The 20,049-nt window shown below is 71.3% G+C and carries 18 protein-coding genes; 14 read left to right on the top strand and 4 right to left on the bottom strand.

Going from position 1 to position 20,049, the window contains the following annotated elements:
- The first annotated feature begins 36 nt into the window (after positions 1–36).
- The gene (locus tag AB0368_RS12235; RefSeq protein WP_366153895.1) at positions 37–1,659 is read left to right on the top strand and encodes an acetolactate synthase; all 1,623 of its coding nucleotides are present in this window, start codon (positions 37–39) and stop codon (positions 1,657–1,659) included.
- Here AB0368_RS12235 and AB0368_RS12230 read toward each other — a convergent pair.
- From AB0368_RS12230 to AB0368_RS12220, 3 genes are read right to left on the bottom strand one after another with little or no spacing between them, the layout of a single operon-like run.
- Positions 1,656–1,997, bottom strand: a complete 342-nt coding sequence (locus AB0368_RS12230) for a PLD nuclease N-terminal domain-containing protein (RefSeq protein WP_366153894.1) — start codon at positions 1,995–1,997, stop codon at positions 1,656–1,658. The two genes, AB0368_RS12235 and AB0368_RS12230, sit on opposite strands and share 4 nt — an antisense overlap.
- A gap of 38 nt (positions 1,998–2,035) precedes the next feature.
- Complete coding sequence (locus AB0368_RS12225) at positions 2,036–2,335, bottom strand: DUF202 domain-containing protein (protein ID WP_366153893.1); 300 nt, start codon at positions 2,333–2,335, stop codon at positions 2,036–2,038.
- Positions 2,336–2,362: 27 nt separating this feature from the next.
- On the bottom strand, positions 2,363–2,704 hold the full coding sequence (locus AB0368_RS12220) for a DUF202 domain-containing protein (RefSeq protein WP_366154174.1): 342 nt from the start codon (positions 2,702–2,704) through the stop codon (positions 2,363–2,365).
- Between the two features lie 293 nt (positions 2,705–2,997).
- Here AB0368_RS12220 and AB0368_RS12215 point away from each other — a divergent pair, with 293 nt between their 5' ends.
- The 6 genes from AB0368_RS12215 (at position 2,998) to AB0368_RS12190 (ending at position 9,036) form a co-directional block, all read left to right on the top strand.
- Positions 2,998–3,777 carry an electron transfer flavoprotein subunit beta/FixA family protein gene (locus tag AB0368_RS12215; protein ID WP_366153892.1) on the top strand — a complete coding sequence of 260 codons (780 nt, stop codon included), beginning with the start codon at positions 2,998–3,000 and terminating at the stop codon, positions 3,775–3,777.
- Positions 3,778–3,791: 14 nt separating this feature from the next.
- Positions 3,792–4,751, top strand: coding sequence for an electron transfer flavoprotein subunit alpha/FixB family protein (locus AB0368_RS12210; protein WP_366153891.1), 960 nt, complete (start codon positions 3,792–3,794; stop codon positions 4,749–4,751).
- A 187-nt stretch (positions 4,752–4,938) separates the two neighbouring features.
- A complete protein-coding gene (locus AB0368_RS12205; protein WP_366153890.1) occupies positions 4,939–6,120 on the top strand; it encodes a cysteine desulfurase family protein in 1,182 nt (393 codons plus the stop codon).
- Positions 6,121–6,264: 144 nt separating this feature from the next.
- The gene (gene mnmA, locus AB0368_RS12200) at positions 6,265–7,443 is read left to right on the top strand and encodes a tRNA 2-thiouridine(34) synthase MnmA (protein WP_366153889.1); all 1,179 of its coding nucleotides are present in this window, start codon (positions 6,265–6,267) and stop codon (positions 7,441–7,443) included.
- Positions 7,436–8,434, top strand: a complete 999-nt coding sequence (locus tag AB0368_RS12195; protein WP_366153888.1) for a methionine synthase — start codon at positions 7,436–7,438, stop codon at positions 8,432–8,434. The genes mnmA and AB0368_RS12195 overlap by 8 nt, the downstream gene beginning before the upstream one ends.
- Before the next feature lie 248 nt (positions 8,435–8,682).
- Positions 8,683–9,036: a VOC family protein gene (locus AB0368_RS12190; RefSeq protein WP_366153887.1), complete on the top strand. Its 354-nt coding sequence runs from the start codon at positions 8,683–8,685 to the stop codon at positions 9,034–9,036.
- 84 nt (positions 9,037–9,120) lie between these two features.
- Here the strand turns inward: AB0368_RS12190 and AB0368_RS12185 are convergent, their stop codons facing one another.
- A complete protein-coding gene (locus AB0368_RS12185) occupies positions 9,121–9,621 on the bottom strand; it encodes a type II toxin-antitoxin system PemK/MazF family toxin (RefSeq protein ID WP_366153886.1) in 501 nt (166 codons plus the stop codon).
- 241 nt (positions 9,622–9,862) lie between these two features.
- Here AB0368_RS12185 and ligA point away from each other — a divergent pair, with 241 nt between their 5' ends.
- The 7 genes from ligA (at position 9,863) to AB0368_RS12150 (ending at position 20,029) form a co-directional block, all read left to right on the top strand.
- Positions 9,863–12,115, top strand: coding sequence for an NAD-dependent DNA ligase LigA (gene ligA, locus AB0368_RS12180; RefSeq protein ID WP_366153885.1), 2,253 nt, complete (start codon positions 9,863–9,865; stop codon positions 12,113–12,115).
- Positions 12,116–12,242: 127 nt separating this feature from the next.
- Positions 12,243–14,291, top strand: coding sequence for an EAL domain-containing protein (locus AB0368_RS12175; protein ID WP_366153884.1), 2,049 nt, complete (start codon positions 12,243–12,245; stop codon positions 14,289–14,291).
- A gap of 126 nt (positions 14,292–14,417) precedes the next feature.
- Positions 14,418–14,717 (top strand): Asp-tRNA(Asn)/Glu-tRNA(Gln) amidotransferase subunit GatC, encoded by a 300-nt coding sequence (gatC, locus tag AB0368_RS12170; protein ID WP_366153883.1) that lies wholly within the window; start codon positions 14,418–14,420, stop codon positions 14,715–14,717.
- A 5-nt stretch (positions 14,718–14,722) separates the two neighbouring features.
- A complete protein-coding gene (gatA, locus tag AB0368_RS12165; protein WP_366153882.1) occupies positions 14,723–16,198 on the top strand; it encodes an Asp-tRNA(Asn)/Glu-tRNA(Gln) amidotransferase subunit GatA in 1,476 nt (491 codons plus the stop codon).
- 96 nt (positions 16,199–16,294) lie between these two features.
- Complete coding sequence (gene gatB / locus AB0368_RS12160; protein ID WP_366153881.1) at positions 16,295–17,788, top strand: Asp-tRNA(Asn)/Glu-tRNA(Gln) amidotransferase subunit GatB; 1,494 nt, start codon at positions 16,295–16,297, stop codon at positions 17,786–17,788.
- Positions 17,789–17,949: 161 nt separating this feature from the next.
- Positions 17,950–18,747, top strand: coding sequence for a class I SAM-dependent methyltransferase (locus AB0368_RS12155; protein WP_366153880.1), 798 nt, complete (start codon positions 17,950–17,952; stop codon positions 18,745–18,747).
- 199 nt (positions 18,748–18,946) lie between these two features.
- On the top strand, positions 18,947–20,029 hold the full coding sequence (locus AB0368_RS12150) for a hypothetical protein (RefSeq protein ID WP_366153879.1): 1,083 nt from the start codon (positions 18,947–18,949) through the stop codon (positions 20,027–20,029).
- Positions 20,030–20,049: the final 20 nt, after the last annotated feature.

Genomic DNA, 20,049 nt, shown 5'->3' with positions numbered 1-20,049 from the left:
TTCACGTTGCCCGCCCCGGCCGGTAGCGTGCTCGGCATGGCGGAGACGATTGAGGGACACGGCGGGGATCTCGCGCTGGCGGCACTGCGGGCGTACGGGGTCACGGAGATGTTCACCCTCTCCGGCGGTCACGTCTTCCCGATCTACGACGCCGCGCACAAGGCCGGATTTCCGATCTACGACGTGCGCCACGAGCAGTCCGCCGTCTTCGCCGCCGAGGCGGTCGCCAAGCTGCAGCGCCGCCCCGGCCTCGCCGTGCTGACCGCCGGCCCCGGCGTGACCAACGGCATCTCCGGGCTCACCAGCGCCTTCTTCAACGCCTCCCCGGTGCTGGTGATGGGGGGCAGGGCGCCGGCCTTCCGCTGGGGCTCCGGCAGCCTCCAGGAGATCGACCACATCCCGCTCGTCGCGCCCGTCACCAAGTACGCCGCCACCGTCACCAGCACCGACGCGGTCCCGGCGGAGGTCGGCAAGGCGCTCACCGCCGCGCTCACCGCCCACCGCGGTCCGGCGTTCCTCGACCTGCCCCTCGAGGTTCTCTTCTCCAGTGAGGACGTCGAGGCGCCGGCCGCCCCGGCCGTACCGGTGATCGAGGCCGACCCCGACGAGGTGGCCCGCGCCGCCGCGCTGCTCGCCGAGGCCGAACGGCCCGTGATCATCGCCGGCTCCGACGTCTGGGGTGGCGCCGCGATCGACGAGCTGCGGGCCGCCGCCGAGGCGCTGCAGATCCCGGTGTTCGCCAACGGCATGGGCCGGGGTGCGCTGCCGCCCGGCCACCCGCTCGCCTTCGCCAAGGCGCGCCGCCCTGCGCTCAGCGAGGCCGACGTCGTCGCCGTGATCGGCACCCCGCTCGACTTCCGGCTCAACTTCGGTGAGTTCGACCCGGCGCAGGTGGTGCACATCGTCGACGCGCCGGGCCAGCGCGCCACCCACGTGCAGGCGGCCGTCTCTCCCGCCGGTGACCTGCGGCAGATCCTCACCGCCATCGCGAACCACCGGGGCAAGCGCACCGACCACGCCGAGTGGGTGAGCGGCCTGCGGGCCGCCGAGGACGCCGGCAAGGCCCGCGACGGCGAGGCCATGGCCGCCGACAGCGACCCGATCCGGCCCGCCCGCGTGTACGGCGAACTGCGCAAGGTCCTCGCCCCGGACGCCGTCACGATCGGCGACGGCGGCGACTTCGTCTCGTACGCGGGCCGCTACCTCGAGCCCGCCCGGCCCGGCACCTGGCTCGACCCGGGCCCGTACGGCTGCCTCGGCACCGGCATGGGCTACGCGATGGGTGCGAGGGTGACCTACCCGGACCGCCAGATCTGCGTGCTCATGGGCGACGGCGCGGCCGGTTTCTCCCTGATGGACGCCGAGTCGCTGGTCCGGCAGAACCTGCCCGTCGTGATCGTCGTCGGCAACAACGGCATCTGGGGACTGGAGAAGCACCCGATGCAGGCCATGTACGGCTACGACGTGGCCGCCGACCTCCAGCCCGGCCTGCGCTACGACGACGTGGTCAGGGCGCTGGGCGGCGCGGGCGAGACCGTGCAGAAGGCCGCCGACCTCGGCCCGGCCCTCACGCGGGCGTTCGACTCAGGAGTGCCGTATCTGGTCAACGTGCTCACTGACCCGGCGGACGCGTACCCGCGCTCCTCGAACCTGGCTTAGCTCTCGTCGTTCTTGTCGAGGTCGCGTTCCCACTGGGCGAGCAGTTCGCGGTCGCGGCGGGACTGCTCGGTGTTCATCGAGCGGAGGAACTCGGGATCGTCGTCCGGGGAGGACGGGCGGCGGCCGGTCCGGCGGACGGGGCTGCCCTCCTGAGGAGGAGGTAGCGGCCGGCCCAGGAGGAAGTACGCGAGCGGGCCCAGCAGGGGGACGGCGAGGATCACCAGGACCCACAGCGCGCGTGGCATGTTGCGTACCCGATCGGCGGACAGCGAGCCGATGAGCGCGAGCACCAGAAGGACGAGCTGCACCGCAGCCAGGAAGACGAACAACCGGACCATGAGGCAATGATGACGCGCCGCACCGGGAACGGCGACGATCAGAGCATGACAAGCGCGGTGCCCAGGACGGCGAAGGCCGCGGTGACGAGTGCGTACGTGGTCACGGTGCGTCGGCCCGGGCGCGGTGGCCAGGCGCTCAGCCCGTGCGCCCGCCGGTAGGCGAGCCCGACGAGGGCGGCCCAGCCGGCCATCGCGAGTCCCGCTCCCAGGGTCACCGCGAGCCCGGCGCCGGGCACGAAGGCGGGGCGCGCGGCGAGCAGGGCGACGGCGGTCGCGGACAGTCCGGTACGCCGCCAGGCCAGCCGGGTGCGTTCCGCTGAGGCGCCGGGGTCGCTCACCGCACGCCTCTCAATGCTTCACGCCTCTCACTGCCACGCCTTGATCAGCACGGCCACGACGAGGAGGACCGCCCCGACCGCCACGATCAGCGCGAGGACGGCGGGGAAGCGGGACCGGGGCAGGTCGGTGCCCAGGCGCATGGCTTTCTCGGTACGCGCCCAGTGGTCCACCGCCCGCACCGCGACCACGCCGCCGAGCAGGAGCAGGGCCACCGAGATGACCTCCCGGAGGTGGTCGATCGGCAGCGGGGGAAGGAACTGTGCGCACGCCAGGCCGCCGGCCACCAGGGCGAGTGCGGTTCTGATCCAGGCCAGGAAGGTGCGCTCGTTGGCCAGCGAGAACCGGTAGTCGGGTTTCTCGCCCGCCATCGGGGTCTTCTGGGGGTCGAACCACTGGGTGAGCACGAGACCGATTATCGACCTACGCGGTGAACAAGGACGGCTCCCCGGGCCCGGCGAGCGCAGCCGGTGGGGCAGGATGGGGGTCTAGCGGGCTTGATCCGTTCCGCGAAGAGTGTTTTCGCCGGACATGTCGCGACACCGGTGGTGAGGTGAGTCACTCACAGTGGCGGGGACGCTCAAGCTACTGATGGGTAACATTCGAGGGAAACGCGAACCGGCTGCAGGCGTGCGTCCATAAACAGGAGGGTCGTCGAAGCGCGATGAACATCGTCGTACTGGTCAAGCAGGTGCCCGACTCCGGTGCCGAGCGCACCCTGAGCGCGAGCGACAACACGGTCGAGCGCGGCTCGGCGAACAACGTCATCAACGAGATGGACGAGTACGCCATCGAGGAGGCGCTGAAGATCAAGGAGGCGCACGGTGGCGAGGTGACCGTCCTGACGATGGGCCCCGAGCGCGCCACCGAGTCGATCCGCAAGGCCCTGTCGATGGGTCCCGACAAGGCGGTCCACGTGCAGGACGACGCCCTGCGCGGGTCCTGTGCCGTCGCGACCTCGAAGGTCCTCGCCGCTGCCCTCGGCACGCTGAACGCGGACCTGATCATCTGCGGCGCCGAGTCGACCGACGGCCGGGTCCAGGTCATGCCGCACATGCTGGCCGAGCGCCTCGGCATCGCGGCCCTGACCGGCGCCCGCAAGCTCACCGTCGACGGTTCGCAGCTGACCGCCGAGCGCCAGACCGACGAGGGCTACGAGGTCGTCACCGCGGCCACCCCGGCCGTGGTCAGCGTCTGGGACACCATCAACGAGCCGCGCTACCCCTCCTTCAAGGGCATCATGGCGGCCAAGAAGAAGCCGGTGCAGAGTCTGTCGCTCGCCGATCTCGGCGTAGGGGCGGACGAGGTCGGCGCCGCCGGCGCGACGTCGGCCGTGGTCGAGTTCGCCAAGCGCCCGCCGCGCAGCGCCGGCACCAAGGTCACCGACGAGGGCAACGGCGGCGTGCAGCTCGTCGAGTACCTCGCCACCGAGAAGTTCGTCTGAGAAGGGGCCCCACCATGGCTGAAGTACTGGTCGTCGTCGAGGCCTCGCAGGCTGCCGGCGTCAAGAAGGTCACGCTCGAGATGCTGACGATCGCCCGCACGCTGGGTGACGTCTCGGCTGTCGTGCTCGGCGGCGCGGGCGCCGCCGAGCAGTTCGCCGGCAAGCTCGGCGAGTACGGCGCCACCAAGATCTACGCAGGCGAGGGCGACGAGATCGACGGCTACCTGGTGGCGCCCAAGGCCACCGCGGTCGCCGAGCTGGTCAAGCGCGTCCAGCCGGCGGCGGTCCTGCTCGCCGCCACCCAGGAGGGCAAGGAGATCGCCGGCCGCCTCGCGGTCAAGCTGGACAACGGCCTGCTCACCGACGCGGTGGAGGTCGCCGCTGACGGCACTGCCACGCAGGTCGTCTTCGCCGGCTCCACGATCGTCAAGTCCAAGGTCACCCGCGGCCTGCCGATCGTCACCATCCGCCCGAACTCGCTGACCCCCGCCCCGGCGCCGGCCACCCCGCAGGTCGAGCAGCTGACGGTCACGGCGACGGACGCGGACAAGCTGACCAAGGTCGTGGAACGCGTCGCCGAGCAGAAGGGTTCCCGCCCCGAGCTCACCGAGGCGTCGATCGTCGTCTCCGGCGGCCGCGGCGTCGGCAACGCGGACAACTTCAAGCTGGTCGAGGAGATGGCCGACCTGCTCGGCGGCGCCGTCGGCGCGTCCCGCGCGGCGGTCGACTCGGGCTACTACCCGCACCAGTTCCAGGTGGGCCAGACCGGCAAGACGGTCTCCCCGCAGCTGTACGTCGCCCTGGGCATCTCCGGCGCGATCCAGCACCGGGCCGGCATGCAGACCTCGAAGACGATCGTCGCGGTCAACAAGGACCCCGAGGCCCCGATCTTCGAGCTGGCCGACTTCGGCGTGGTCGGCGACCTGTTCAAGATCGTGCCGCAGGCCGACGAGGAGATCCGCAAGCGCAAGTGATCCACCCTCGATTTCAGGAACGGCCCGGCGTGCACGCGCCGGGCCGTTTCGTATGTCTTTGCTCACGCCGCTACGGCCGTGCGCTCGTCCCCGTGCCGGTGCCGGGGGGTCGTCCGTCCGCCCCGTCCGCTCCGGGTTGCCGGGCGCGGCGTATCGGTTGACGGCTCAAGGCATAAGCTTCAGGGCGATGGCCTACCTGGATCACGCGGCGACCACGCCGATGCTCGCCGAGGCGCTCGACGCGTACGTCGCAGCGGCCCGGCAGATCGGCAACCCGTCGTCCCTGCACGCTGCCGGCCGCAGTGCCCGCCGGCTGGTCGAAGAGTCCCGCGAGCGGATCGCCGCGGTGCTCGGGGCGCGCCCGTCCGAGGTGATCTTCACCAGCGGTGGCACCGAGAGCGACAACCTGGCCCTGAAGGGCGTCCACTGGGCGCGCCGCACCGCGGACGCACGGCGGAACCGCGTCGTCGCCTCGGCAGTGGAGCACCACGCCGTCATGGACTCGGTCGACTGGCTCGGCTCCCACGAGAACGCGATCGTCGGCTGGCTCCCGGTCGACGAGGCCGGCCGGGTCGACCCGGCGACGATGGCCGCGGCCATCGAGATGCACGGCGACGAGATCACCCTCATCAGCGTCCAGTGGGCGAACAACGAGGTGGGCACCGTCCAGCCGGTCGCCGAGCTGGCGGCGCTCGCGGCGGCCGCCGGCATCCCCTTCCACACCGACGCCGTCCAGGCCGTCGGCCAGGTCCCCGTCGACTTCGCAGCAAGCGGGGCAGCGGCGATGACCGTCAGCGGCCACAAGCTCGGCGGCCCGGTCGGCGTGGGCGCGCTGCTGCTGGGACGCGACGTCGCCGCCACACCGCTGCTGCACGGCGGCGGCCAGGAACGAGACGTACGCTCCGGCACCCTGGACACCCCGGGAGTGGTGGCGTTCGCCGTCGCGGTCGAGGCCGCGGTCAAGAACCAGCAGGAGTACGCGGCCCGCGTCGCAACCCTGCGGGACGACCTGGTGGCGCGCGTGCGGGTGGCCGTACCGGATGCGGTCTTCAACGGTGACCCGGCCGACCGGCTGCCGGGCAACGCGCATTTCTCCTTCCCCGGGTGTGAAGGGGACGCGTTGCTGCTGCTCCTGGACGCGCAGGGCATCTCATGCTCGACCGGGTCGGCGTGTTCCGCGGGGGTCGCTCAGCCCTCGCACGTGCTGCTGGCGATGGGCGCCGACGACGATCGGGCCCGGTCGTCGCTGCGCTTCACGCTGGGGCACACGTCGACGGCGAAGGATGTGGACGAGTTGCTGGCCTCGCTGCCGGGGGCGGTCGAGCGGGCTCGCCGGGCGACCGCCTGGAAGACCCCGCGTCAGGCGTAGTTCTCGGGCCGGCTTCTTTCTTGGCCCGGCTTCTTTCCTGAGCCGGCTTCTTTGGTGGGCCGGCTTCTTTGGTGAGCCGGTGCACGTCGGCGGGTTCGGGCGGCCGGTGGGGAATCGTCGGTGCCGGCGGATAGGCTTGCCGGCGTGCGAGTGCTTGCAGCAATGTCCGGCGGTGTCGACTCCGCCGTCGCTGCCGCGCGCGCCCGGGACGCCGGCCATGACGTGACCGGCGTGCACCTGGCGCTGTCGCGGAATCCCCAGACCTTCCGAACCGGGGCGCGGGGCTGCTGCACCCTCGAGGACTCCCGCGACGCCCGCCGTGCCGCCGACGTCATCGGAATCCCGTTCTACGTGTGGGACATGGCCGAGCAGTTCCACGAGGACGTCGTGGACGACTTCGTCGCGGAGTACGCGGCCGGCCGCACACCGAACCCCTGCCTGCGCTGCAACGAGAAGATCAAATTCGCGGCGGTCCTGGACCGCGCGGTCGCCCTCGGCTTCGACGCCGTGGTCACCGGCCACCACGCCCGCCTCGGCCCCGACGGCCTACTGCGGCGCAGCGTCGACCTGGGGAAGGACCAGTCGTACGTACTGGCCGTCCTCACCCGCGCCCAGCTCGACCGTGCGATCTTCCCCCTGGGCGACTCGACGAAGGCCCAGGTGCGCGAGGAGGCGGCCGCCCGCGGCCTCGCCGTCGCGGACAAGCCCGACTCGCACGACATCTGCTTCATCGCCGACGGCGACACCCGCGGCTTCCTGGCCGACCGCCTCGGCGAAGCCCCCGGAGACATCGTCGACAGCCACACGGGCGCGGTGCTCGGGCAGCACGCGGGCGCATATGCCTACACGGTGGGTCAGCGCAAGGGTCTCGACCTGCGAGTCCCAGCCCCAGACGGCCGTCCCCGCTACGTCCTGTCCATCACGCCGAAGACCAACACGGTCACCGTGGGCCCGAGGGAAGACCTGGCCGTCGACACGGTGACGGCCGACCGTCCCATCTGGCACATCGAGCAGACAGCGGTGGAGTGCGACGTCCAGTTGCGTGCGCACGGCGACGTGGTGGAGGCGGAGGTGACGGTGGACGCCAACGGACTCACCGCCCGCCTCCGCACGCCGGCGCGGGGTGTCGCCGCGGGTCAGGCGATCGTCGCCTACCGCCGTGATGCGGACGGGGACATCGTGCTCGGCTCGGCCACGATCAGCGCGGGCCACCGGGACGAGGCGGGTTCTCCGCAGACGAAGGCCTCGGACGCCGCTTCGGAGTCCTCCGGCGCCGCTGCGGTGGCTGTGGCTTCGGGCGATTCGGTGCGGCGCGGTGCCTGACTTCCCCTGGCCCGCCGGGGCCGCGACCGGCATCGGCTCGCTGCCCGGCACCGACGTCGCCGAGGCGCAGCGGCTGGTCTTCGGCGAGCTGCCCGAGCTGCCCCACCTCCCCGAGCTGCCCGAACGCGGCCCCGGCGCCGACATGATCGGACGCGGTGCGGGGTTCCTCGTCGAGCTTCCCGTGCAGCTCTACGCCGGCAGGTGGCAGATGGCGCCCCGGCCCGGCAGCGACCTGCGGCGCACCTCGGACCTGCTAGAACGCGACCTGGACCAGATGACCGAGCAGGGCGACCGCTACACCGGACCCATCAAGGTGCAGGCGCCCGGCCCGTGGACGCTGGCCGCGACCCTCGACCTGCCGATCGGCGGCCGGATGCTGCGCGACCCCGGCGCCGTGCGCGATGTCACCGACTCGCTCGCGGAGGGGCTGCGCCGCCACGTCGCCGACGTGCAGAGGCGACTGCCGGGTGCGAGTGTGCTGCTGCAGCTCGACGAGCCCGCCCTAGCGGCGGTTCTTGCCGGACACGTGCCGACTGAGAGCGGGCTGAGCGCCTACCGAGCCGTCGACGGCCCGGACGCGGCGACCGCTCTGCGGACCGTGGTCGAGGCTGTCGGGGTGCCCGTGATCGTGCACAGCTGTGCTCCGGGCGTACCGTTGCAGGTCGTTCGGGATGCACAAGCCGCCGCCGTCTCGCTGGACCTGGCGCTGCTGAGGGATCTCGACCCGCTGGGCGAAGCGATCGAGGCCGGTCTCGGCCTCTTCGCCGGCGCCGCGCCGACCCGGCCACCGTCCGCGGGTCTCGCGCTGACGTCGGCCCAGGTCGCCGATCAGGTACGCGGATTGTGGAGCAAACTCGGCTTCCCGGCGGCAAGGCTCCCGGAGCAGGTCGTGGTGACGCCGGCATGCGGCCTCGCCGGTGCCACGCCGGCATATGTACGCGCGGTGCTGAAGTCCTGCCGCGAGGCGGGGCGACGGCTCGCAGAGGCCTGAGCCGCGCCCTGCTCATCGGCCCGGCCCTCGTTGCCCGGGTATCGGTCTCGCGTCGGCTTTGCCTGGCCTCGCCTGTCCGGCCTCACTCGGCTAGCCCTCGCCCGCTGCCCGGTGGCATGCCTGCCCGGTGGCATGCCTGGGCCGGCTCGTGGCCGATGTGGATCGGCGATCCGGGCGGGGTCCGTCGGCGGGCGGAAAGTCTGATCGTTCGGGACTTTTCTGTCGTACCCGGCAGGCATCATGCAGGCATGATTGGACGTCTCGACACCGTCGTCATCGACTGCCCCGATCCTCTCGCCCTGGCCGGCTTCTATGCCGGACTGCTCGGAATGCACGTCGTCCACGAGGACGACGAGTGGGTGACCATCCGCACCGACTCCGACGCGCCCAGCCTGGCCTTCCAGAAGGCCCCCGACCTGCTCCCTCCGCAGTGGCCCGACCACGACCGCCCCCAGCAGTTCCACCTCGACGTCCGCGTGGACGACATCGAGAAGGCGGAGCAGCGAGCCCTCGCGGCGGGCGCCAAGCGTCTGGACGGCGGCGGCGAAAAGTTCCGGGTGTACTCCGATCCGGTCGGCCACCCGTTCTGCCTGGTCTGGTGAGCCGGAGGGCGACGCCTCGAACCCACGGGCCGATGATGTCGGCTCCGTCCAGAGGCGCTGCTGACCTCCGGCGCGGCCGATCCTTCAGCGTGTGCTGGACCGGCGGCCTGCGCCCTGTGCCCGCCGATTCCTGGGCTGTCTCGTCGCTACCCGGGTGAGGTCCGCCCGTGACAGCCCGCGCCTCGCCGCGACCTGACGCCGGGTGGACCACGCCGCTGTGCCTGCCCGGCGGTGGAATGCCGTGTGGCGGACCAGGATCGGTTCGCCCAGATTCAGGTACGAGTCGTGCTCGGCCCGGGTGTCCCAGGAGCGGGTCGGGATGCGTACGTGGTCGCGGCGGTGGCTCTTGTCCTGGCTCGTGATCTTCAACACCACGATGCCGTTGCGGTGGTTCAGCAGCACCAGGCAGGGCCGGAGCTTGGCTCCCTGGCCGCGGGCGAACGGCACGTCGGCCCACCAGATGTCGCCACGCGACGGGCGGGTGCCGCGTACGCGCCGCCGCACCAGCCCGGCCGCTACCCCGGCGGCCAACGCCACGATTCCGGTGACCAGCGCCACGACCAGCCACCATCGCCCGTCAGCCATCGGCAGACCGTACCCGTGACTTCCGGGGTGCGCGACCGGGCGCAGTGGATCGCGGGCGCGCCACCGTGCTCCGCGTGAGACACCGGCGGGCACGACCGGCGATGGGAGCGGGGCCGGAGGCGGCGGCTTGCGAGCCTGACCCCCGCACCCGACCCTCGAAGAACCACCGTCTGCGGGTCGGCGTTTTTTGTCAGAGGGGCCGACTAACGTGCCACCTGAAAGACGAACACGGAGGTCACCGGTGCCCGAGAAGCAGAGTCCAGATGCCGAGTCGCCCGCCGACGCCGCGGCGGCCGAGGAGCTCGTCACCGGGCGACCCACCGCCGAGCAGGTCGCTGCCGCCGGGGCGGAGCCGACGCCGGAGGCCAGTTCGCGCCATGCGGAGCTGAGCGACGAGGTTCGCGGCCACCAGTATCGCTACTACGTGCTCGACTCGCCGACGATCTCCGACGCCGAGTTCGACAAGCTGCTGCGGGAGCTGGAGGCGCTGGAGGAGGAATTCCCGGCGCTGCGCACCCCGGATTCGCCGACCCAGAACGTCGGCGGCACCTTCTCCACCCAGTTCACCCCGGTCGAGCACGCCGAGCGGATGATGTCGCTCGACAACGTCTTCGACGATGCCGAGCTCGGCGCGTGGGCCGAGCGGACGGTGCGTGACGCCGGCGGGCCGGTCCAGTTCATCTGCGAGCTCAAGGTCGACGGACTGGCGATCAATCTCACGTACGAGAAGGGCCGGCTCGTCCGCGGTGCGACACGGGGTGACGGGCGCACGGGTGAGGACGTCACGCCGAACGTCCGCACGATCCGCGAGATCCCCGAGCGGCTCGCCGGCGATGACCCGCCCGACCTGCTCGAGGTGCGCGGGGAGATCTACTTCCCGGGTTCCGCGTTCGCCGATCTCAATGCGTCTCTGGTGGAGCAGGGGAAGGCGCCGTTCGCCAATCCGCGCAACGCCGCCGCCGGGAGTCTGAGGCAGAAGGATCCCCGGATCACCGCCACCCGGGGCTTGCGCATGGTCGTGCACGGGATCGGGGCGCGCAAGGGGTTCACGCCCCAGTCCCAGTCGCATGCGTACGAGGCTTTGAAGGCTTGGGGCCTGCCGACCAGCGAACGGTGGAAGCTCGTCGACGACATGGCGGGCGTGCGGGAGTACATCGCCTATTACGCCGAGCACCGCCACGACGTCGAGCACGAGATCGACGGGGTGGTCATCAAGGTGGACTCGGTGGCGATCCAGGGGCGGCTCGGCTCCACCAGCCGGGCGCCGCGCTGGGCCATCGCGTACAAATATCCGCCCGAGGAGGTCACCACCAAGCTGCTCGACATCGACGTCAATGTCGGCAGGACGGGGCGGGTCACGCCCTTCGCCGTGCTGGAGCCCGTGCGCGTAGCGGGGTCGACCGTGGCGCTGGCGACGTTGCACAACGCGCGTGAGGTGGAGCGCAAGGGGGTGTGGATCGGGGACACCGTCGTGTTGCGCAAGGCCGGCGACGTCATCCCCGAGGTGCTCGGGCCGGTGATGGACCTGCGGCCCGACGACGCCCGGCAGTTCGTGATGCCGACCGAGTGCCCCGCGTGTGGCACCACGCTGGCTCCCGCCAAGGAGAGCGACGTCGACATCCGCTGCCCGAACACGCGCTCGTGCCCCGCTCAGCTGCGGGAGCGGGTGTTCCACCTGGCCGGGCGCGGGGCGTTCGACATCGAGGTGCTCGGCTACAAGGCGGGGCAGGCGCTGCTCGAGTCGCAGATCATCGCCGACGAGGGCGACCTGTTCCGGATCACCGCCGAGGACCTGCAGCGGGCGCCGTTCTTCGTCAACAAGGACGGCAGCCTCGGCAGCAACGCGACCAAGCTGCTCGAGAACCTCGAGGAGGTGAAGCACCGGCCGCTGTGGCGGGTGCTCGTCGCCCTGTCGATCCGGCACGTCGGCCCGACCGCTGCTCAGGCGCTGGCACGCCATTTCGGCACCATGGACGCCATCGAGGCGGCCGTGACCGAGGGGCGGGTCGAGGAGCTGTCCGCCGTGGAGGGCGTCGGCCCGACGATCGCCGAGAGCCTGCAGGAGTGGTTCGCCGTCGACTGGCACCGCGACATCGTCACGAAGTGGCGGGACGCCGGCGTGCAGATGGCGGACGAGCGCAAGGACGAGGGGCCGCGGCCGCTGGAGGGGCTGACCGTCGTGGTGACCGGGACCCTGGCGTCGTACTCGCGCGATGCGGCGACCGAGGCGGTGACGTCGCGGGGCGGCAAGGTCAGCGGCTCGGTGTCGAAGAAGACGGCGTTCGTGGTGGTGGGGGACAACCCCGGCAGCAAGTACGACAAGGCGCTGCAGTTGAAGGTGCCGGTGCTGGACGAGGACGCGTTCGGCGTGCTGCTGGCCGAGGGTCCGGACGCCGCCCGTGCGGTGGCCGAGATGGCCGAGGAGCCCGGCAAGGAGAAACCCGAGGAGTCCGGCAAGGAGAAACCCGAGGAGAAGGGGATCTCCAAAGGGTGAATCCCAGGGGTATGCCGCTTCTGCGACTTATGCCAATTTGATAACGGCAAGTCTGTTTAGCGTAGTTCCGTCGATATGGATCTAGGGTGAGGAGGACTCGGTCGGTCGACGCCATCGTGGAGGTCGCATGGGTGCCGCAGAGCAGCGCAGCTCCATGCCGGGTGTCCGCCGGGCCGTCGTGGCCCGTCGGGGTGCCGTCGCCGCCGTCGGTGGGGCCGTGGTCGTCGACGCCATGTTGTGGGCGCTTTTCTCCGACACCTTCGCTGTGCTGCCGACCGCCTTCTGGGTGATGGCGGCCTTGGCGCTCGCGGTCGACGCCCGTCCTTACGTGGTCGCGAACCGGCGGGCCAGCTCCATCATCCTGCCGTCGATCTGCTTCACCTTCGGCATCGCGCTGGCCTGGGGTCTCGTGCCCGCGCTGGCGGTGCAGCTCGCGGCCATGGCGGTCGCCGGGATGCGGATGCGTCAGTCGCCGCGGCGGGCCCTGCACCTCGCCGTTCAGCACGCGGTCGCGCTCGCCGGGGCCGCGCTCGTCGCCGGGCTGGCCGGGCTGCGCCTCGACGCCGAGCCGGACTGGGACGACGCGCTGGTCACGGTGGCCGCCGCGGCCGCGTGGATCGGCTCGCGCTACGGGCTCGATGCGATCGCCGCCTGGGTCCTCAGTGGCGACCGCAAGCCGCGACACGTGCAGCGATGGGGACTCGAGCTGTTCGCCACGGCCGCGCTGCTGCTCCTCGGGCCCGTGGTGCTGGCCGCCGCGCAGGTGGGGCTCGCGCTCGTACCGTTGGTCCTGCTGGCATTGCACGCTGTGCACCGCATGGTCCGGTCGGCGGGGGAGTATGAGCGGGCCGCCCGCGTCGACGCGCTGACCGGGCTGCCCAATCGGCGTGCGCTCCAGGCATCGGTCGCCGAGCGGGACGCCGGCCCCGGTGCGCATCGGCCCGAGCGGCGGCTCGCGCTGCTGCTTCTGGATCTGGACCGCTTCCGTACGGTCAACGACGCGCTCGGACATGCCCACGGTGACCGGTTGCTCGTCCAGGTGGCACAGCGCCTGGCTGCCGTCGTACCCCCGCATGATCTTGTGGTTCGGCTCGGGGGTGACGAGTTCGCGGTGCTGGCGACCCGGGTCGACGGGTTGGGATCGGCCCGCCGGATCGCCGCGCACCTGGCCGACGCCTTGGACTCGCCGTTCGCGCTCGACGGTCTGGCGATCGATGTGAGCGCGTCCATCGGCATCGCCGTGCAGTCCGAGCGCGGCGGCGACGGTGCCTCGCTGCTCCGGCAGGCCGAGGCCGCGATGTACGACGCCAAGCAACGCGGTGCCCAGGTGGCCGTCTACACGCGAGACGCCGAGCACCACACGCCCGATCTCACGCTCCTCGCCGACCTGCGGCATGCGCTGCGGCAGGAGCCGGCCCAAGGCCTGATGCTCTTTTACCAGCCGCAGATCGCCATCGCGACCGGCGAGGTGGTGGGCGTGGAGGCCCTGCTGCGGTGGCGGCATCCGGAGCGCGGCGTGGTCGGTCCCGAGGAGCTGCTTCGCGTGGTGGAGCCGACGCCCGTCATGCGCCTGCTCACCAGCCGGGTGCTGCGCGAGGTGATCGGCCGGCTCGCCGCCTGGCGGGACGGTGGTCGCCCCGTCCGGGCCTCGGTCAACGTCAGCGTGCGCGACCTGCATGCGACGGACATCGCCGAGGAGATCCACGACCTTCTTCTCCGGTACGCCGTGCCGGCCGACCTCCTCCAGCTCGAGATCACCGAGAGCGCGCTGATGGCCGACCCGCACCGGGTCCTCGACACCATCACCCGGCTGGACCGGATCGGCGTGGCGATCTCGCTGGACGACTTCGGCACCGGCTACTCCTCGCTGCAGCACCTCCGCCGGCTGCCGCTGGCCGAGGTGAAGATCGACCGGTCGTTCGTGCTGGGCATGGCCGCCCACGCCGGCGACGCCGCGATCGTCCGCTCGGTGATCGCGCTGGCCGGCTCGCTCGGGCTCCGCGTGGTGGCCGAGGGGGTCGAGGACGAGCGCACCTGGCGCCTGCTCGCGGCCGACGGCTGCCACGCAGCTCAAGGCTGGTTCCACGCCCGCCCGATGCCGGCGGAGGACTTCGACGAGTGGCTGGCTCGGTACCGTCCGCTGCGTCCCGGGCGAGAGCCGCTGGCGACCACCTGACGGGTTGTCCACAGACCGCACCACCGCCCGCCCCTTGTCCACAGACCGGGGAGCCGCCCGACAAACCCCTCGCGGCGGCAAATAGACTTCCCCGGTCAGCATCACCGACGGAAACCAGGGGGCACGATGGCCGCCATCTCCCGCGAAGAGGTCGCGCATCTCGCGCGCCTGTCGCGGCTCGCCGTGACCGAGGAGGAGCTGGACAAGTTCGCCGGTCAGCTCGACGTCATCCTCCAGTCGGTCGCCCGGATCGGTGACGTAGCCGCCGAGGACATCCCGCCCACCTCGCACTCCGTGCCGCTGACCAACGTCTACCGCGACGATGTCGTGCGGCCCGGCCTCACGCAGGACGCGGTGCTGTCCGGCGCGCCCGATGCCGCCGAGGGCCGGTTCCGCGTGCCCCGCATCCTGGACGAGGAGGCCTGAGCACCGTGAGTGACGTCACCAGGATGACGGCGAAGCAGATCGCCGGCCTCATCGCCACGGGCGAGGTCTCCGCCGTCGAGGTCGCGACGGCGCACCTCGACCGGATCGACGCCGTCGACGAGCGCGTCCACGCGTTCCTGCACGTCGACCGGGAGGGCGCGCTCGCCGCCGCGGCCGACGTCGACGCGCGCCGCGGCCGGGGCGAGGAGCTCGGACCGCTGGCCGGTGTGCCCGTCGCGGTCAAGGACGTCATCGCCACCAAGGGCGTCCCCACCACCGCCGCCTCCAAGATCCTCGAGGGTTGGCGCCCGCCGTACGACGCGACGATCGTCGAACGGCTCCGCGCCGCGGGCACGGTCATGCTCGGCAAGACCAACATGGACGAGTTCGCGATGGGCTCCTCCACCGAATACTCGGCGTACGGGCCCACCAACAACCCGTGGGACCTCGGGCGCATCCCCGGTGGCTCCGGTGGCGGCAGCTCGGCGTCGCTCGCGGCGTACGAGGCGCCGCTGGCCATCGGCACCGACACCGGCGGTTCGATCCGTCAGCCCGGGGCGGTGACCGGCACGGTCGGCGCCAAGCCCACGTACGGCGGCACCTCCCGCTACGGCCTCATCGCCTTCTCGTCCTCGCTGGACACCCCGGGCCCCTGCGCCCGTACGGTGGAGGACGCGGCCCTGCTGCACGCCGTCATCGCCGGCCACGATGAGCGCGACTCGACGTCGATCCCGCAGCCCGTGCCGGACGTCGTCGCCGCGGCCCGCCTGGGCGCGACCGGCGACCTGACCGGCGTGAAGCTCGGCCTGGTCAAGGAGTTCGCGGGCGACGGTGCCGAGCCCGGTGTCGCCGCCGCCTTCCGCGAGTCGGTCGAGGCCCTGGTCAAGCTCGGGGCCGAGGTCGTCGAGGTCTCGTGCCCCCACTTCGAGTACGCGCTCCCGGCCTACTACCTGATCGCGCCCAGCGAGGCGTCGTCCAACCTGGCCCGCTTCGACGGCGTCCGCTACGGCCTGCGCTCCGGCGACGACGGCCGCCGCTCGCTCGAGGAGGTCATGTCGCTGACCCGCGACGAGGGTTTCGGCCCCGAGGTCAAGCGGCGCATCATCCTCGGTACGTACGCGCTCTCCAGCGGCTACTACGACGCGTACTACGGCCAGGCGCAGAAGGTCCGCACGCTCATCACGCGGGACTTCACCTCGGCGTTCGAGCGGGTGGACGTGCTCATCTCGCCGACGACGCCGTTCGTGGCGTTCCCGTTCGGGTCGCGCACCTCCGACCCGTACCAGATGTATCTCGCCGACCTCTTCACGATCCCGACCAACCTGTACGGCGGGCCGGCCATCTCGGTGCCGTGCGGGCTGTCCGAGGGGCTGCCGGTCGGCTTCCAGATCATGGCTCCGACGATGGCGGACGACCGGATGTACCGGGTGGCCGCGGCGCTGGAGTCGGCGGTCGGCACCCTCACGCCGCCCGAGCTCTGACCGGCTCTCCGGCCTGGCCCCGCGCCCGGCCGGACGCCGTCGGATCGTAATAGGCTTGTCCCCGTCGGAATGTCTCTGCCACCTGGAGTTCACCGCATGAGTACGACTGTGCTGCCCTCGTACGAGGACGCGACCGCCCGCTACGAGCCGGTGATCGGCCTCGAGACGCACGTCGAGCTCGGCACGAACACGAAGATGTTCTGCGGCTGCCCGACGGAGTTCGGCGCGGAGCCCAACACCCAGGTGTGCCCTGTCTGCCTGGGCCTGCCCGGAGCCCTGCCGGTCGCCAACCGCGCCGGCATCGAGGCCACCATCCGGATCGGCCTCGCGCTCAACTGCGACATCGCGTCGTGGTGCCGCATGGCCCGCAAGAACTACTTCTACCCGGACATGCCCAAGAACTTCCAGACCTCCCAGTACGACGAGCCCCTGTGCACCGACGGCTACGTCGACGTCGACATCGACGGCGAGACCGTCCGCATCGGCATCGAGCGGGTCCACCTCGAGGAGGACACCGGCAAGACGCTGCACGTCGGCGGCGCCACCGGCCGCATCCACGGCGCCACCGAGTCGCTCGTGGACTACAACCGCGCCGGCATCCCGCTCGTCGAGATCGTCACCAAGCCCGTACCCGGCATCGGCGCGAAGGCCCCCGAGGTCGCCCGCGCCTACGTGACGGAGCTGCGGGACATCATCCGCTCGCTCGGCGTCTCCGACGTCCGCATGGAGCAGGGCTCGCTCCGGTGCGACGTCAACACCTCGCTCAACAAGCCCGGCGAGGAATGGGGCACCCGCACCGAGACCAAGAACGTCAACTCGCTGCGCTCGGTCGAACGCGCGGTCCGGTCCGAGATCATCCGCCAGGCCGGCCTCCTGGACGACGGCGGCCGGATCATCCAGGAGACCCGCCACTTCCAGGAGGACACCGGCGACACCCGCCCGGGCCGCTCCAAGGAGGAGGCCACGGACTACCGCTACTTCCCCGAGCCGGACCTCGTCCCGATCGCCCCGGACCCCGCCTGGGTCGCCGAGCTCAAGGCCGCCCTCCCGGAGCGCCCGAGCGCCAAGCGCGCCCGCCTTCGCGAGGACTGGGGCATCAGCGAGCTCGACATGCAGTCGGTAGCCAACGCCGGCGCGGTCGAGCTCATCGAGGAGACCATCGCGGCCGGTGCCAACCCGGCCGGCGCCCGCAAGTGGTGGATGGGCGAGCTCGCCCGCCGCGCCAACGAGACCGGCGTCGACCTGGCCGAGGTCGGTGCCACACCGGCGCAGGTCGCGCAGCTCCAGGCCCTGGTCGACGAGGGCAAGCTCAACGACAAGCTCGCCCGTGCCGTCCTCGAAGGCGTCGTGGCCGGCGAGGGCGACCCGGCCGAGGTGATGAGTGCCCGAGGCCTCGGCGTCGTCTCGGACACCGGCGCCCTCCAGACCGCGGTCGACGAAGCCATCGCCGCCAACCCGGACATCGCCGACAAGATCCGCGAAGGCAAGGTAGCAGCGGCGGGCGCCCTGGTCGGAGCGGTCATGAAAGCGACCCGCGGCCAGGCCGACGCCAAGACAGTCCGCGAGCTGATCCTCGCCCGCCTGAGCTGACCACCGGCAAGAGCCGCCCGGACCTGGCTTTAGGCTGCCTCGCGCGAAGCGCGGGTGGATCAGACGGGGGCCACGCTGCGCTCACGTCGTGGCCGGCGGCGCGGGAGCGCGGCGTCCGTAATTGGCTTCGCACTCTTCAGCGTGCGCCCTAGTCTCGCCGGGTGACCGACAGCGCCGACTACGTGAGACTGCGGACGACCTTCAACGAGGACGCCGAACGGTACGACCGGGCCCGGCCGCGATACCCCGAGCAGCTGTTCGACGACCTGGCCGCCGCGGGCGCCGAGCCCGGTGCCAGGGTGCTGGAGATCGGCTGCGGCACCGGCAAGGCAACCGTGCCACTGGCCGAGCGCGGCTGCCACATCGTCGCGGTGGAGCTCGGCGCCGCCATGGCAGCGGGGGCGCGCCGGAACCTGGCCCGGTTCGACTCCGTCGAGGTGGTCACGGCCGCTTTCGAGAACTGGCCGCTGCCCGAGCAACCGTTCGACGTGGTCATCGCGGCGACCGCCTTCCACTGGATCGATCCCGCCGTCCGAGTGGCAAAGTCGGCCGACGCCCTGCGGCCCGGCGGCATTCTGGCCACCGTCAGCACCCACCACATCGCCGGCGGCACGGGCCCGTTCTTCGCCGCGGCGCAGGACTGCTACGAGCGTTTCGACCCGGCGACCCCGCCGGATCTCCGGCTCGAGGAGGCCTCCACGATCCCGGAGGACGACACAGAACTGGTTCAGTCCAGGCGCTTCGGGCCCGCGACCTTCCATCGGTACGAGTGGGAGCAGCCCTACTCCACGGCGGAATACCTCGACGTGCTGCTGACGTACTCGGGTCACCGCGCCTTGCCGGACGCTCAGCGGAGCGGGCTGCTGGACTGCATAACAGGACTCATCGACGGGGTCCACGGCGGACAGGTGGTCAAGCGTTACCTGACCGAACTGAGGGTCGCCCGACGCACTCCCTGACCGCACGGCGCGGCGCGATGATGTCATCCGCGGGTGTCTCACTGTCTCGAGTTCGGCCCGCCGTGGCGCCCGCCCCACCGCCTCCGCCGTATCCACCTTGTTTGCCGCGTCCCTGCCGATGATCCTGAACGCCCCCTCTTGTACGCGTGAACCTCCGGGGAGATCCGTCCGTTGGATGGGGACCTTCGAGAGGAGTGCCATGCCAGCGCAAAGAGGGCACCTTTACCTGCCCTACGGGAACGACCAAAGCGTCCGGGTCGAGTACGTGCACAGCAACACGGACTCTTCCAAGACCACGGTGCTGATGCCGTTCACGGTGAACGATGCCTGGAAACGGGAAATCCGGGCAGCCATGCAGGTGAAGGATGCCAATCGGACGAACATCCGGATCAGCAACGCGGCGTCCGACAAGATCCATCTCTCCAGCCGGCGGCCGACCGCGTCGACGCCGTCCCCTGAACCGGACTTGGCGATGAGCCCGACGCCGCAGCAGAACAACCAGCGCGCACGGAACGTCGTCAGCAACTACCTGCAGCAGAGCGGGATGTATACCGGTGAGCATCAGTCCGCGCTGGCCGACGACAGCAGGGTTCACCGACCGGACTATCCTGACTTTGCTTCGCAAGTGGTGGCTCACGGTGGCGGTGCCCCTGCGCAGGCATTCGAGCGGGCCCAAGACGTCGAGGCCATCACCACGCGCGGTCCCATCGGTGGACGCGACGTCTACTTGAACCCGAACAACCACACCATGTTCACGCAGGCTCACGAGAATTTTCATCGCGTCGAGCACCCGAGCCTTCAGGCGCCGGGCAGTCGTCTCACCGACTCCACTGTCGAGGGTATGACGGAGTACATGACGCAAAGCGCAACCGGCCTCGACTTCCGGACCGGAGGTCTCCCCGGGCGGCGCGGCATGGTCTACGGGAGAGACACCGAGGCCGTGCGCAACGCAGTCGGCAGTGGCCAGTACTCGGACCGGGATATCCAGCGTGCTTACGTCCGGGGAAGCGAAAGCCCAACGGACCGGATCGAGAGCGCGCAGAACGGCCAGGCCGCCGCGGGTGCCCGGACGACCACGACACCGCGCCAGAGTGCCAACCCCGCTCCTCCCGACTATTCCAATCCGTACAGCTCGGCGGCGGCTTACAGAGGCAACAGCCAGGGGGGTCCGGGTTACGGGGCTCCGGGTTACGGGGCTCCGGGCCACGGGAGTCAGGGCTACGGAGGCGGCCGGGGCTACGGGGGCCCCGCACAGCAGAACAGAGGCGGACGGTCGCAGTAGCAGCAGCGACGGTCGGGTGG

The sequence above is a fragment of the Actinoplanes sp. NPDC051475 genome (assembly GCF_040689425.1).
Lineage (GTDB): Bacteria > Actinomycetota > Actinomycetes > Mycobacteriales > Micromonosporaceae > Actinoplanes.
Note: the sequence above shows the minus strand (reverse complement) of the source record. Positions and strands in the feature narration are given on the sequence as shown.

What these genes read in the sequence shown, in the direction of transcription:
- gatC (WP_366153883.1), top strand. Translation starts at nt 14,418, where the DNA reads ATGGCCGCCATCTCCCGCGAAGAGGTCGCGCATCTCGCGCGCCTGTCG.
- AB0368_RS12220 (WP_366154174.1), bottom strand. Translation starts at nt 2,704, where the DNA reads ATGGCGGGCGAGAAACCCGACTACCGGTTCTCGCTGGCCAACGAGCGC.
- AB0368_RS12190 (WP_366153887.1), top strand. Translation starts at nt 8,683, where the DNA reads ATGATTGGACGTCTCGACACCGTCGTCATCGACTGCCCCGATCCTCTC.
- AB0368_RS12210 (WP_366153891.1), top strand. Translation starts at nt 3,792, where the DNA reads ATGGCTGAAGTACTGGTCGTCGTCGAGGCCTCGCAGGCTGCCGGCGTC.
- AB0368_RS12235 (WP_366153895.1), top strand. Translation starts at nt 37, where the DNA reads ATGGCGGAGACGATTGAGGGACACGGCGGGGATCTCGCGCTGGCGGCA.
- gatB (WP_366153881.1), top strand. Translation starts at nt 16,295, where the DNA reads ATGAGTACGACTGTGCTGCCCTCGTACGAGGACGCGACCGCCCGCTAC.
- AB0368_RS12215 (WP_366153892.1), top strand. Translation starts at nt 2,998, where the DNA reads ATGAACATCGTCGTACTGGTCAAGCAGGTGCCCGACTCCGGTGCCGAG.
- AB0368_RS12185 (WP_366153886.1), bottom strand. Translation starts at nt 9,621, where the DNA reads ATGGCTGACGGGCGATGGTGGCTGGTCGTGGCGCTGGTCACCGGAATC.
- AB0368_RS12230 (WP_366153894.1), bottom strand. Translation starts at nt 1,997, where the DNA reads ATGGTCCGGTTGTTCGTCTTCCTGGCTGCGGTGCAGCTCGTCCTTCTG.
- AB0368_RS12205 (WP_366153890.1), top strand. Translation starts at nt 4,939, where the DNA reads ATGGCCTACCTGGATCACGCGGCGACCACGCCGATGCTCGCCGAGGCG.
- AB0368_RS12175 (WP_366153884.1), top strand. Translation starts at nt 12,243, where the DNA reads ATGGGTGCCGCAGAGCAGCGCAGCTCCATGCCGGGTGTCCGCCGGGCC.
- AB0368_RS12150 (WP_366153879.1), top strand. Translation starts at nt 18,947, where the DNA reads ATGCCAGCGCAAAGAGGGCACCTTTACCTGCCCTACGGGAACGACCAA.